A 13,629-nucleotide genomic window follows, 5' to 3' on the forward strand; every position below is an offset into this window, starting at 1 on the left:
CACGCCGCCACCTTCCGCTGCGCTCCAGGCGTCGGCCTGAGCTGGAACTGATTCGATGGTGAGCGGCCCGAGCCGCTTCGCTGACCGCTCACTCGGCACCGCCGAAGAACGTGTAGTACGGGCCGTCGACGAGCCGGCCGAGGTACAGCGCCAGCTCCCGCAGGTGGTAGTCGCCCCACATGCTGGACTCGCCGTTCGGCACCGACTGGCCGGGCGCGACGTGGTCCCAGCCGTTCGGCCGGTGGTAGACGGAGTGCAGCAGCAGCCCCTCGTGCCGCGGGTCCACCGACAGGTAGGGCTCGGCCAGCAACGTCCTCGCGACCGTGAGCCCCGCCTGGGTGTACCGCTCCTCGCCGGTCGCGTGGCCGAGCCGCAGCAGGCCCTGCGCGGCGATCGCGGCGGCGCTGGAGTCGACCGGCTCGTGCGCGTTGTACGGGTCCGCGGGGGCGTCCACGTCCAGGTGCACCAGGCCCGGCGCGCCCGTGTCCCAGTACGGGATCCCGTCGGCGGGGGAGTGCTCGATGTAGAAGTCGCACGTCGCTCGCGCCGCCGACCGGAACAGGTCGGACTCCTCGGCGCCCACGAACTCGAGGAGCTCGGCGAAGCCGAGCATCGCCCACGCCAGCCCGCGGGTCCAGGTGGAGAACGGCGAGTAGCCCTGCTGCGTGCTCGGCGCCCGGAAACGCCCGTCGTTGACGTTGAACAGCGCCTCGTGCACCGTGCGGCCCCGCACGTCGTACACGTCGCGGCCCTCGCCGAAGTAGACGTTGTACCGCGCCGTGCTCTCCGCGTGCTGCACGAGCCGTGCGAGCAGGTCGATCCGCTCGTCGTGCTCGCCCATGAGGACGTGCCCGAGCCGGTGCGCGACGGCGAGGGACCGGCAGGAACGGATCGTGTCGACGAACAGCGACTGCGGCCCGTTGAACGAGTAGATGTAGCCGCCGCCGTCCGCGGTCCTGCTCCAGCGGGCCGCCTGCACGGCGCCGCTGACCTTCAGCGCCAGCTCCGCAGCGGTCAGGTCCTCCTCGCCGGCGCGGCCCTCCAGGACGAGGCGGCGCAGCGTCCCGTACGTGCTGACGTTGTTGAACCCGTGGTCGTGCACGCCGATGTGGCTGACGTGCGGTGCCATCACGCCGAACGTGTGCCGGCGGCCCTGCTCGAGGAAGTGCCGGTCGCCGGTCGCGTCGAACTGCAGCAGCGCCGAACCGACCTGGAACCCCTGCGTCCACTCGGTCCAGCCGCGCGCCGTGTAGCGCCCCTCGACGGTGAACACGGGCGCTCCCTGGTCGCCGCCCGGCGGGCAGGACGCGTCGATCGCGTCGATCTTCCCGGCGGACAGCTCCCACATCCGGGCGACCGCGGGCAGCAGATCCTTGGGCGCGAGCCCGTCATCGATGCGCAACATGCCCACGAGGATACGGGGAAAGCGCTTTCCTGAGAACCCCGCGCGGGCCGCTTTCGTGACCCCGGGGCGACGGCGGCCCGCCTCGTGGCAGGATGGCGCGTGATGGACGCGACCGCTGTTGAGCAAGTCACCGATCGCTGGGTCGCGGCCTGGACCACCGGCCGCACCAGCACCCTGTTCACGCTGCTCGCCGCCGGTGCCCGGGTCGAGTCCAACCTCGATCCCGACGGCGACTTCATCGAGAAGCTCACCGGTTACGCCGCCGCCCTGACGGGCGTGTCGGTCTTCTCCCGCACCGTGATCGACCTGCGGGTCGCGCTCGTCTACGACTGCGCCGTGGACGTCGAGCAGTTCCGGCTCGCCGAGTTCCTGGTGCTGACGGAGTCCGGCCTGATCGCCGAGGTCCGCCGGGTCTACGACCTGTATGCGATCGAGCGGCTCATGCCCGAGCTCCTGCTGGAGACGTAGCCGGCCGCACCGCGCCCGCAACCCGGTTGCTCCGGCCCGTGACTGCCGTCCGGCGGCCCCGGGCCGTACCGTTGTGTGCACGGGGGGAACACAGCGGAAAGCCGGGCCCCCGAAGGGACCCGGCAGTTGACAACTCAATCAGGTCAGGACATCGCCGCCGCGGAGACGAAGGTGTAGCCCAGGCCCTGGATGCCTTCCACGGTCTGCTTGAGGTAGTCGGTGCCGAGGTAGGGGTGGTAGAAGAAGCTCGCCACGCCGTCGCGGACCGCCAGGTTGGTCTTCGCGTTCGCGACCAGGTCGGCGGGCAGCACCGCCGGGTGCTGGTTGAAGGGCTCCGGCTCGATGTTGCCGATGTTCTCGGGGATGACGGTCGAGCCGTAGACGTCGCGGACGGTGTAGGGGAAGAACTGCCCGACCATGTGCGCGGTGCTGTTGTCGACGGTGCCGCCGGACAGCACGCCCGGGAAGTACAGGCCACGCTCGTAGCGGACGCCGACCAGGGTGTTGATGGTCTTGTAGTCCAGGGCGCTCGCGGCGTAGTGCGGGAACTCGAAGATGGTCGGCTGCTTGAGGCCGGCGAGGGCCCAGTCGGCGCGGGAGGCGAGCACCCGGGCGGTGACGTTGAGCGCCGAGTCGTTCTTCACCGGGCCGTCGTAGATGACCGCGTCGTTGGCGTCGACGTGCGCCATGAAGAACTCGAAGTCGTTGGCGCTGACGCCGTCGTACGGGTTGTTGATGGCGTCGAGCTGGTGGGTGTAGCCGTGCTGGAGCAGGGTGCCGCCCTTGCTCTGCATGTACTTCAGGGCGCTGACCACCAGTGGCCGCTGGCGCAGGGTGTAGTCCTCGGCCTTGCCATTGTTGTTCACGCCTTTCGGGTCGCGGTAGCGGCTGTAGACGGCGACGGTGAAGGGGACCTTCTTGCTCGACAGGTAGTCGGCGATGGCGCGCAGCTCGTTCGGGTCGGCGTCGGGGCCGACGTCCTCGATGCGGACCAGGGCCCGGTGCCGCTCGGCCGTCTGCGGCGCGAGCACCGAGTACAGCAGGTCGGAGAAGGCGAGGTACCGGTCGCTGGACGTGATGTAGGACAGCGGGATCTCACCGAGGTAGGTGAGGTTGCCCGACTTGATGCCCCACGGGAAGGTGGTGCCGTCGGCGCGGACCGCGGTGCCGACGGGGACGGCCTTCGCCGGGTCGGAGACGACGTAGTCCATGATGCCGCCGGCGTTGCGCACGTCGCGGGTCATCGTGGTGCCGTTGTACTCGATCTGCGACACCGGGGAGGTGTCGTAGCCCTTCCAGGTGTAGCCGTACTTGGCGACGAAGTCCGCGGAGCGGGCGGTCAGCTGCCAGATGTTGTTGTACATCCACAGGACCGGCTTGGTGCCCGCGAGGGTGTCGTCGAGGAACGCGGTCGGCAGCGGCTCGTCGTAGGTGGAGCCGACGTAGACGACGGCGGAGTAGGCGTTCATCTCGCCGGCCTTGTAGGCGCCGACCGGGTGCGCGGTCCAGGAGCCGAAGTGCGAGACGAGGTTCGTCGCCATCGTGCCGTAGTCCTCGCCGAGCCACGAGTACGGGCCGGTGTTGTCGTAGAGGACGAGCGTCTTCGTCGCGGCGTTGGAGCCGGGGGCGCCGGTCCCGGAGCGGGTGGCGGTCGGCGCGGCGGCGAACGCCGGGGTGCTCGGCACGGTCAGAGCGAGCGACGCGGCCACGGTGACGGCTGCGAGCGAACTGATCAGCTTGCGCATGTCGGTACGAGATCCCTAACTCAGACGGAGACGGTGGTCGGCATGGGGGCGGGGTGCGAGGCGAGCCCGAGCATCGCGGCGACGGCCTGTTCGGTGCGCTGCGAGGCGAGCCCGTCGCCGTAGGGGTTGCCGTTGGCGGTCATCGACTGGCGCAGGAGCGGGTCGTCGAGCAGCCGGGCGGCCTCGGCGACGATCAGGTCCTCGTCCGTGCCGACGAGCTTTGCGCAACCGGCGTGCAGCGACTCGACGCGCTCGGTGACCTCGCGCAGGACCAGGGCCGGCACCTTGAACGACGGTGCCTCCTCCTGGATGCCGCCGGAGTCGGTGAGCGTCAGGTACGCCTTGGACAGCAGCCGGGCGAGGGCCGGGTAGGGCAGCGGGTCGGTGACCGTCACCCGCGGCACCCCGGCGAGGCCGGCCTCGACCTGGGCCCGGACGGCGGGGTTGGCGTGCGCCGGCAGGACTACCCGGATGTCCGGGTACGCCTCGATCAGCCGCCGCACCGCGGAGAGGATCCGGTCGAGGGGCTCGCCCCAGGACTCGCGGCGGTGCGCGGTCACCAGCACCACGCGGGCCTGGCCGTGCTCGGCGGCGTCCACCGCGGCGGCGATGCGGGCGTCCTCGAACGGCAGTTCCTTGCCGGCGATCTCCAGCGCCGCGTCGACGACCGTGTTGCCGGTGATGAGGACGTTGGCCGGGGTGACGCTCTCGTCGAGCAGGTTCGTCGCGGCGAGGGCCGTCGGCGCCAGGTGCAGCGCGGCGAGCTGGCCGACGAGCTTGCGGTTGGCCTCCTCCGGGAACGGCGAGTCCAGGTCGCCGGAGCGCAGCCCCGCCTCCAGGTGCACGACCGGGATGCGGCGCCAGAACGCGGCCATGGCACCGGCGAGCGTCGTGGTGGTGTCGCCCTGCACGACGACCGCGGCCGGCTTGCGCTCCTCCAGGAGGGCGTCCAGCGAGGCGATCATCGCGGTGAGGAGCTCGGGCTGGCTGCCGGTGACCCGCTGCAGCGGCAGCGTCACGTCGGCCCGGACGTCGAACGCGTCGAGCGCCTGGGTCACCATCGTCGGGTGCTGCCCGCTGGCGACCAGCACCGGGGTGAGCCGGCCCGCGGCACGCATCGCGGCGGCGACGGGCGCCAGCTTGATGGCCTCGGGGCGGGTACCGGCGATGAGGAAGACTTCGGGAGACATGTGCTGACGTCCTTTACGAGAGAACCGGCTCTTCGACCAGGCGTTCGGTCTTCGCCCAGGCCTGTCGCCGGCTGATCTGCCGGCCGATCGCCCGCCAGGTCGAGACCAGGCCGAGCAGGAGGAAGAAGGGGTAGGCGACGGCGGCGACCAGCAGTCGCCAGAGCTTCTCGTCGCCGAGCTGGATGCGGTGGACCATGGCCCAGACCAGGCCCGGGACGGTCATGCCGATCGCCCAGAACAGCGCGACCTCGCCCATCTGCGCCCAGGAGTGGATCATGAAGGTCTCGCCGTGCCCGGGGACGAGCCGCCACATCGCGTATCCCCAGAGGCCGAAGACGCCGGCCGTGCCGAAGGCGTTCATCCATGGTGCGAGCAGGTAGTAGAGCATCTCCAGCAGCGCGTGGTTGCGGATCTGCCGGGAGGCGATCAGCTTCGGCACGTAGCCGATGCACTGCAGGTTGCCCTGCGCCCACCGGGTGCGCTGGCGGGTCAGCCGCTTCACGTCGACGAGACCCTGCTGGTTGACGTTGGCCATCGAGGTGTACCGGATGCGCTCGCCGTTGAGGTGCATGCGCAGGCCCAGCTCGAGGTCCTCGACGAGGCAGTGCGACCAGGGCGCGTCGCCGAGCCGCATCAGCGACGACAGCCGGGCGAACTGCCCGTTGCCGCCCAGCCCGACCGTCCCCGCGGCGTTGCGGAGCAGCTGGCTGGCGTTGGCGATGGCGGCGAACTCGAGGTCCTGCACGGCGCCCAGGACACGGTTGCGGTTGTGGATCCGCACCCGGGTCTGCACCGCGCCGACCCGCGGGTCCCGCATCTGCTTCGACACCTCGGTGAGGATGTTGCCGCTGCCCCGCCCGTCGCCGTCGATGACACCGACCGCGACCAGCGCGGGGTCCTCACCGTGGGCCAGGGTCAGGTCCCGGATGGTCCGGAAGGCGGCGTTGAGCGCCTCGCCCTTGCCCTTGCGGGCGTTGGGGAAGTCCCTGCGCAGCACCGTCAAACCCGGGTGGTCGATGGCGGCCAGCACGTCCGGGGTGCCGTCGTCCGATCCGTCATCGACCACCAGGACCCTGGTGCGTGTGCCCGCCGGACCCTGCAGCGCCAGTGCTGCGGAGACGGTCCGGCCGACAACCCGTTCCTCGTTGAGGGCGGGCACGACGATCCAGAAGGTCAGCGGCTCGTGCTCGTTCGGCGCGACTGCGTCGCGCCGGCGACGCCGGCCGGCGGTGGCCGAGTCACTGGCGGTGAAGGCCACCAGTGCCAGGTTGTACGCCGGCCAGAGCGTCAGGAGCGCGAAGCCGACCAGAAGGATCGCCGTCATGCGTCAGGCTGCGCTGCGGTTGAAGCGGGATGCCCGCACCATCAGGAAGCCGGTGACGACGAGCGCGACACCTGCTGCGACGATGGCGAAGACGGGGCTTCCGGTGACTGGCAGCGACGCGGCGGTGGATCCGCCGGTCACGATGACGCCGGTGACCTTCGTACCTGACATGACAGCTTCCCCTCGGCTATCTCTCCGGCGGTGCCCGGCGGCTCCTTGCTGGCAACCGTCGTGCACCTTGTCCAAGAAGCTTGGAGCGGCCGAGGGGCAATCACAATGGGTGAGCATGGTCGGATACGCCCGAGTGGACCAAGTCCGTCCAAGGACCTGACAGAGCGTTTACGCAGGCAAAATGCGACCGCTACGCAGAGTGGTCGGAGCGTGTGCGGTAGCTCTCAGTGAAGGACTCGGGGTGTTGCCAGTCGGTTGCGAACTCCGCCCAGAGCGACAGGGCGACACTGGCACTCTCGGGCCGGTCCGCCGGCCGCTTGGCCATGCACTGCCGGCACAGCTCCGCTACGGAGCGTGGCAGGCCCGGTGCGAGCAGGACCGGGGTCGCGGCCGGTTGCAGCAACCTGGCGCCCGGCGCGTGCGGCGAGCGGCCGGTCAGCATCTGGTACAGCAGGACCCCGAGGGCGTAGACGTCCCAGGCGGGGGCGTGCTCGACGCGCGAGGCCGCGGGGTGCGCGAACGGCACCGCCAGGCCGAAGTCGATGATCTTCACGCCGGCGGTGGTCAGCATGACGTTGTCGGCGGTGAGGTCCCGGTGCGCGATGCCCCGTCGGTGCGCGACCGCGAGGAGCTCGGCGACGGACGCGGCGATCTCGACCGCGTGCTGCCACGGCAGCGGGCCCTCCGCGAGGCGCTTCGTCAGCGGTACCCCGTTGAGCAGCTCCATCGCGACGCACGGCACGGTCGCCCGGCCGGTGTCCAGCTCGCCGTAGCCGAAGATCTTCGGCACGGTCGGGTGCCGCATCCGCTGCATCAGCAACGGCTCGCGGCGCGCCGCGTGGCAGGCCCTGCTGTTGTTGGCGAACGCCGGCGCGAGAACCTTCACCGCGGCCGGGCGCAGCTGCTCCAGATCGACGGCCTCGTAGACGAGTGACATGCCGCCGCGGGCGATCGGGCGGACCAGCAGGAAGCGCTCCAGCACCCTGCGGCCAAGCTCGATCTCCGACACAATCGCCGACTATTCCCTAATAGCTGCCGATCGCGGAAGTCCCAGCGACGTTTGCCACAGACCGTGTCGATATCATAAATACGGATATGTCGGGTGCACCAAAGGATCCACACAGCCGATCGAAACCCATAGTTGACATCCGGGTAACCGTGGCTGACGCTGGCCGCAGGAATCGCTCCAACAGGAGACGGGATGACTGACGAGCCATCGCCACCAACCGTCACCGAGGTCGCCGCCGCCGCGGGGGTCTCCGCGGCCACCGTGTCCCGCGTCCTCACGGGCCGGGTCAGGGTCAGCACGTCGGCCCGGGTGTCGGTGCACGACGCCATCGCGCAGCTCGGCTACGTCCGCCACCGCGGGCCACGCCGCCCTGACCGGCTGCCCCAGCACCTCCCCGTCGCCGCCCTCGTCTTCGAGCCGACCGCCCGGCTCTTCCACGACACCTTCTCCGCCCGGCTCCTCGCCGGCGCAGAGGAGGAGCTGACCCGCCACGGCGTCCCGCTGCTGACGATGTCCGCCACCCGCGGCACCATCGCGTCGGCGACGCAGTTCCTCACCACCGGCGGCGTCGGCGGCGTCCTGCTCCTCGGCGGGCACAGCAGCCACCCCCTGGCGGTCTCCCTCGCCGCGTCCCGGGTGCCGCTGCGGGCCACCGGCCGGCCCGCGGAGGGCCTCGACATCCCGTTCGTCGACGTCGACAACCACGACGGCGCCCGCCAGGCCGTGGAGCACCTCATCCTGCGCCACCGCCGGAGCATCGCCGCGATCGCCGGCCCGCCGGACTCGCCCGCCGCCGCGGACCGCCTGGAGGGCTACCGCCGCGCCATGGAGGCCGCCGGCCGGGTCCCCGCCGTCGCCTACGGCGACTTCACCACCGCCTCCGGCGGGCACGCCGCCGCCTGGCTCCTGGACCGCATGCCCCGCCTCGACGCCCTCTTCGTCGCCTCCGACGCGATGGCCGCCGGCGCGCTGCAGGCGCTGCGCAAGGCCGGCCGCCGCGTCCCCGAGGACGTCGCCGTCGTCGGGTTCGACGACGCGCCGCTCGCCTCCTACACCACGCCGCCGCTCACCACCGTGCGCCAGCCGGTCTCCGAGCTCGGCGCGGTCGCCGCCGCCCTGCTGCTGGAACGCTCCGACGACAGCCCCGTGCTGCCGACCGAGCTCATCGTGCGGGCCTCAAGTTAACGACGTGAGCGACGGTCAGCTCCGGGAGGGCGATGTCCTTGCCCGCCGGTACATCCTGAGGCAACCCGTCGGCGCGGGCGGCATGTCCGTCGTCTGGCGCGCCTGGGACAGCACGCTGGAGCGCACCGTCGCCGTCAAGGTCCTCGACGGCCCCATCGGCACCGACGGCGGCCAGCGCGACCGCATCCGCCGCGAGGCCCGCGCCGCCGCCCGCATCGAGCACCCCAACGCCATCGGCGTCTACGACTACGGCGAGACCGTCACCACGCACGGCCGGATCGCCGCGTACGTCGTCATGCAGCTGCTCGACGGCGTCTCCCTCGCCGGCCGCCTCGCCGAGGGCCCACTGCCGCTGTCCGACGCCGTCGCGGTCACCGCCACCGTCGCCGACGTCCTGCACGCCGCCCACCGCCGCGGCGTCGTGCACCGCGACGTCACCCCCGAGAACGTCATGCTCACCACCGACGGCGTCAAGCTCCTCGACTTCGGCATCGCCGCCGACGTCGGCCAGCGCGACACCCTCACCTTCGGCACCCCGCCGTACGTCGCGCCGGAGCGTCTCGTCGGCGCGCCCGCCAGCGGCTCCACCGACGTCTACGCCCTCGGTGTCCTGCTCTACGAACTGCTCACCGGCCACCCGCCCGTGCAGGCCGCCACGTGGGACGAGCTCGAGCGCGCCATCGCCGCCGGCCACCGGCCCACCCTCAACGTGCCCGGTCTCCCGCCCGCCGTCGCCGCCGTCTGCCTGCGCTGCCTCGCCACCGACCCCACGGAGCGTCCCACCGCCGCGGAGGTCGCCGCCACCCTGGAGGCCTCGGCCCAGCGTCGCGGCCGGCGGTGGATTCCGGCCCTCGCGCTGCTGGTGGTCGCCGGTGTACTGGCCGGGCTCGCGCTCGCGTGGACGAACAGGGACCGTGGCGACACGGCCGCTCCGGTGCCGACGGTCAGCATCGTCGTGTCGATCCCGCCGCCGGTCACCGTCCAGCCCTCCCCGGGCGCCAGCCCGTCGCCGACCCGCGGGCGTACGTCACCCGCCGCCACGCCCCCGGGCGCCGCGTCCCCGTCGCCGGCGGGGTCCAGGCTCACCCCGCAGCAGGCCGGCCGCGCGGTCCTCGACGTCGTCGACCGCCGCTCCGCCGCCGGCGAGATCCGCTCCGACGTCGTCGAGGACATCCGCAACCAGATCAACAACATCATGAACCAGCCGTCGAACGCCGCGCCCCGCATCGACCGGCTCCGCAACCAGCTCCGCAGCCGCGAGATGGAGAAGTCGATCAGCACCGCCGCGTACGAGGAGCTCGACGCCGCCGTCGCCGCCTTCGGCGCCACCCTGACCTGACCCCGGGCCCGCCCGGCCGGGGCTGCGGTCGGGGCTGCGGTCGGGGCTGCGGTCGGGGCTCAGGTCGGGGCTCAGGTCGGGGTGATGACGCGGTGCCGGACCGCCCACATCGCCGCCTCGGTGCGCGACGCCGCGCCCGTCTTGCGCAGCAGGTTGGACACGTGGACGGTGACGGTCCGGATCGAGATCCCCAGCGAGCTCGCGACCTGCTGGTTGGACATGCCGGCGGCGAGGCAGCCGAGCACCTCGATCTCCCGGGCGGTCAGGTCCCCGCCCGCGCGCAGGCTGTGCAGGAGGGTCTCCGCCTCAGTGAGCCGCCAGCCGGGCCAGTGCGCGAGCAGCGCCACCGCCCGCTCCGCGTGCTGCCGCGCGTCGCCGGCCCGGCCGAGCCGCAGCAGCGCGTGCGCCGCGGCGGTGTGCACGGCGGCGTCGTACGGCGCGGCCTCCACCACCTCGACGCGCCCGCCGGCCCGCCGGTCGGGTGCGGCCGCCGAGCCGTCGCCCGGGACGTCCGCCGCACCGGGCCGGGGCGGACCGCCGTGACCGGTGTCCGCCGGGTCGCCGGGGCGGGTGGCGGCGGGTGCGTGGTGCAGGGCGGCCGGGAGCAGGGCGACGGCGGCCGCGTCCCGGCCGGCCGCCACGGCCAGCAGCAGCCGCAGCTGCGGTGCCGCGCCGACCGCGTCGCCGACGAGGTCCTCGACCGTCGCGGCCTGCACCCCGCCGTGCAGCGCCCAGCGGGCGGCCTCGACGAGGCGGGCGGGACGGCAACGGCCGACGCACTCGGCGAGCGCCAGCGCGGGGTCCACCGGATGCCCGCCGCGGGCCGCGACGGCGACCCGGAGGACCCGGACGAGGCCGACGTCGCGGCCCTCCCCGCCGGCGCGGGCGAGCAGCCGCGCGGCGAGGGCGTCGTCGCCGCGCTCGACGGCGAGGAGCCCGGCGGTCGCCGCGAACCTGACCCGTTCCAGGGGGTCGGTCTCGATCGGCAGCCGCGACCAGGTGAGCGCCTCGGCGCGGGCGAGGTCGCCGGTCCGCAGCGCGTGCGCGACGCCGAGCGCCGTCGTGCGCCCGGCGCAGAACTCCAGGCCGGCCCGGCCGAGCGCGGCCATCGCCTCGTCGAACAGCCGCCACCCGCTCACGTCGCCGAGCCCGGGCAGGCAGACCGCGACGAGGTTGTGCACGGCCCGGCCGGCGGTCACCGGGTCGCGGTCGTGCTCGGCGATCTGCCGGCACGCGTGCAGCAGCGCCACGCCCCGGTCCTGCGTGCCGCCGAGGGCGAGGGCGGTGCCGAGCGTGACCCCGGCCGACGCGATGCTCTCCCCGGTCCGCTCGGCGGCCACCATCGCGGCCTCGGCGAGCGGCACGACGAGGGCCGGTCCGGTCGTCCGCAGCGCGCCGGCGGCCTCCGCCGCGGCCTGCCGGGCCCAGGCGGCCCCGGCGTCCGGCGGCACGCCGTCGGCGGTGCCGTCCGCGGCGGTCAGGGCGGTCAGGGCGGTCAGGGTGGCCCGGGCGTCGTCGAGGGCGGCGTGGTGGCCGGCGCGGTCCGCCAGGCACCAGCGGACCTCCGCGAGGAGCCGGTGCGCGTCGGACGTCTCCACCGCGTCCGCGGCCAGGCGCAGCCAGTCGGCGGCGTGCCGCTCCGCGAGCGTGAACCGTCCCGCCACGAACGCCGCGACCGCCCCGGCCCGGGCCAGCTCCCGGTGCCCGTCCACGCCGAGCAGGTCGCCCGCCCGCCCGCCGAGGTCGACCAGGTCGAGGGCGGCGTCCGGCAGGCCGGCGGCCAGGTTGGCCTGCGCACCTCGTACCGCGGCGGCACCGGCTTCGGCGAGCCGGCCCAGCGCCGCCGCGTGCCTGGCGAGGGCCGCGTCGTCGCCCAGCTCGACGGCGAGCGTCCGGGCCAGGCCGTGCACGCGCGCGCGTTCGCTGGGCAGGGCGCTGCGGGCGAGGGCCTCGCGCAGCAGCGGGTGCCGGAAGCGCAGCGGCCCGGCCGGGGCCAGGTCGGGGGCGATGACCAGCATCCCGAGGTCGAGCAGCCGGCGCAGCGCGGGCTCGATCTCGCCCTCGCAGACGTGCACGAGCACGTCGGTCTCGACGGGGTCGCCGAGCAGCGCGGCGGCCCGCGCGACCCGGCCGACGAGGCCCGGCTCGCCGGCGAGGGGCTCGACGAGCAGGCCGGCGACGTGCGCGGGCAGCGGCGCCCCGGCGAGGTCGCCGCGGGCGGTGACGAGCTCGGTGAGCCAGAACGGGTTGCCGCCGGTGCGGGTCAGCAGCGCCCGGACGGTCTCCGGCGGCGGGGTGCCGCCCCGGTGCGCCTCGATGAGCTCCGCGGTCTCGCGGGCGTCGAACGGCGCCAGGTGCGCCCGGACCACCGACGGTGCGCCGCCGAGCCGGCGCAGGGTGCGGGCGGCGGCCGGGGCGAACGCGGCCTCCTGCGGCGGGCGGCTCGTGACGAGCAGCAGCGCGGGCAGGGCGGCGGCCGCGGCGAGCTCGCCGATGAGGGTCAGGCTGGCCGGGTCGAGGTCGTGGAGGTCCTCGACGACGAGGACGCCGGTCCGCCCGTCCAGCAGGGTCCGGACGACGTCGACGGCCGCCCGGAGCATCGCGGCGGGGGCCATGCGGGTGGCGGCGCCGGGGGCGGGGGAGCGCTGCGCGAGCTCCGGCGGGACGCCGCCGTCGAGGGGGTGCCCACCGAGGACGGAGGCGAGCCAGTCGTGCGGGGCCGCGCCGAGGGTACGGGCCGCGCCCGCGAGCACGACCGGCGGCGGCGGGTCGAGCCGGTCGAGCACCGCCGCGACGAGCCGGCTCTTGCCGCTGCCCGCCTCGCCGGTGACGAGCACGACCCGCGGGCCGGCGGCCCGGCCCGCCGCCACCTGGGAACATTGGGCCGCCCAGGCGCCCGTGATCTCGGCGAGCTCCTCGGCTCGGCCGATGAACGGGGTGGCGGGCATGCGGCCACGATACGCAGAAGTGCGTACAGACGCTGTGTGTGTCGATCGGGCACGCTTGCCGCCATGGAAGAGTCGCAGCCGCGCCCCCTCGCGCTGGAGTGGGCCGCCCGGACCGAGGTCGGGATGGTCCGCAGCACCAACCAGGACTCCATGTTCGCCGGTGGCAGGCTCCTCGCGGTCGCCGACGGCATGGGCGGGATGGCCGCCGGTGACGTCGCCAGCCGGCTGGCGATCGAGGCGATGACGCCCCTGGACGAGGAGTTCGCGGGCAGCGACCTGCTGACGGCGTTGCGCACCGCGGTCTCCGACGCGAACCGGCGCATCCGCGACGAGGTCGAGGCCGACCCGGAGAAGCAGGGGATGGGCACGACCCTGACCGCGATCCTGTTCTCCGGTGACCGGGTCGGGCTCGTGCACATCGGCGACTCCCGCGCCTATCTGCTGCGCGGCGAGGAGTTCGGGCAGGTGACCCGCGACGACACGTATGTGCAGATGCTGGTCGACGAGGGCCGCATCACCCTCGACGAGGCCGCGACGCACCCGCAGCGGTCGCTGGTCAGCCGGGTCCTGCAGGGGCAGCCGACCGACCCGGTCTACTCGGTGGTCCCGGCCCGCGCCGGCGACCGGTATCTGCTGTGCAGCGACGGCCTGTCCGGTGTCCTGCGCGCGGAGACGATCGAGGAGGTCCTGCGCGAGTACGACGACGTCGACGAGTGCGCGGACCGTCTGGTCGACCTCGCGATGCGCGGCGGCGGGCCGGACAACATCACCGCCGTCGTCGCCGACATCGTGGGCGACGACGTGCCCGAGCCGAGGGGGCTGCGGCACCGGTTGAAGTCGTGGCT

At 73.6% G+C, this 13,629-nt stretch carries 10 protein-coding genes and 1 pseudogene; 4 read left to right on the top strand and 7 right to left on the bottom strand.

What is annotated here, in order from left to right:
• Positions 1-88: 88 nt before the first annotated feature.
• Positions 89-1,405: a hypothetical protein gene (locus ACZ6TV_RS21325; protein ID WP_465298938.1), complete on the bottom strand. Its 1,317-nt coding sequence runs from the start codon at positions 1,403-1,405 to the stop codon at positions 89-91.
• Between the two features lie 99 nt (positions 1,406-1,504).
• Here ACZ6TV_RS21325 and ACZ6TV_RS21330 point away from each other — a divergent pair, with 99 nt between their 5' ends.
• Positions 1,505-1,873, top strand: a complete 369-nt coding sequence (locus ACZ6TV_RS21330; protein ID WP_465298939.1) for a hypothetical protein — start codon at positions 1,505-1,507, stop codon at positions 1,871-1,873.
• A gap of 143 nt (positions 1,874-2,016) precedes the next feature.
• Here ACZ6TV_RS21330 and ACZ6TV_RS21335 read toward each other — a convergent pair whose 3' ends face one another.
• From ACZ6TV_RS21335 to ACZ6TV_RS21355, 5 genes are all read right to left on the bottom strand, one after another.
• Positions 2,017-3,618 (bottom strand): DUF2334 domain-containing protein, encoded by a 1,602-nt coding sequence (locus ACZ6TV_RS21335; RefSeq protein ID WP_465298940.1) that lies wholly within the window; start codon positions 3,616-3,618, stop codon positions 2,017-2,019.
• A 20-nt stretch (positions 3,619-3,638) separates the two neighbouring features.
• A complete protein-coding gene (gene wecB, locus ACZ6TV_RS21340) occupies positions 3,639-4,808 on the bottom strand; it encodes a non-hydrolyzing UDP-N-acetylglucosamine 2-epimerase (protein WP_465298941.1) in 1,170 nt (389 codons plus the stop codon).
• 13 nt (positions 4,809-4,821) lie between these two features.
• Positions 4,822-6,132: a glycosyltransferase family 2 protein gene (locus tag ACZ6TV_RS21345; RefSeq protein WP_465298942.1), complete on the bottom strand. Its 1,311-nt coding sequence runs from the start codon at positions 6,130-6,132 to the stop codon at positions 4,822-4,824.
• Between the two features lie 3 nt (positions 6,133-6,135).
• Positions 6,136-6,303, bottom strand: a complete 168-nt coding sequence (locus ACZ6TV_RS21350; protein ID WP_465298943.1) for an LPXTG cell wall anchor domain-containing protein — start codon at positions 6,301-6,303, stop codon at positions 6,136-6,138.
• A 190-nt stretch (positions 6,304-6,493) separates the two neighbouring features.
• On the bottom strand, positions 6,494-7,312 hold the full coding sequence (locus tag ACZ6TV_RS21355; protein WP_465298944.1) for a serine/threonine-protein kinase: 819 nt from the start codon (positions 7,310-7,312) through the stop codon (positions 6,494-6,496).
• A gap of 192 nt (positions 7,313-7,504) precedes the next feature.
• On the opposite strand from ACZ6TV_RS21355, the gene ACZ6TV_RS21360 reads away from it, so the two are divergent.
• Together ACZ6TV_RS21360 and ACZ6TV_RS21365 are read left to right on the top strand one after the other, a co-directional pair.
• Positions 7,505-8,497 carry a LacI family DNA-binding transcriptional regulator gene (locus ACZ6TV_RS21360; protein WP_465298945.1) on the top strand — a complete coding sequence of 331 codons (993 nt, stop codon included), beginning with the start codon at positions 7,505-7,507 and terminating at the stop codon, positions 8,495-8,497.
• A gap of 4 nt (positions 8,498-8,501) precedes the next feature.
• The gene (locus ACZ6TV_RS21365) at positions 8,502-9,836 is read left to right on the top strand and encodes a serine/threonine-protein kinase (RefSeq protein WP_465298946.1); all 1,335 of its coding nucleotides are present in this window, start codon (positions 8,502-8,504) and stop codon (positions 9,834-9,836) included.
• Between the two features lie 71 nt (positions 9,837-9,907).
• Here the strand turns inward: ACZ6TV_RS21365 and ACZ6TV_RS21370 are convergent, their stop codons facing one another.
• Positions 9,908-12,784, bottom strand: a complete 2,877-nt coding sequence (locus ACZ6TV_RS21370) for a helix-turn-helix transcriptional regulator (RefSeq protein ID WP_465298947.1) — start codon at positions 12,782-12,784, stop codon at positions 9,908-9,910.
• Between the two features lie 63 nt (positions 12,785-12,847).
• Here ACZ6TV_RS21370 and ACZ6TV_RS21375 point away from each other — a divergent pair.
• Positions 12,848-13,594: pseudogene (locus ACZ6TV_RS21375) on the top strand (PP2C family protein-serine/threonine phosphatase); the annotation flags it as partial.
• Between the last annotated feature and the right edge of the window lie 35 nt (positions 13,595-13,629).

Source organism: Dactylosporangium sp. NPDC051087 (genome assembly GCF_055586325.1).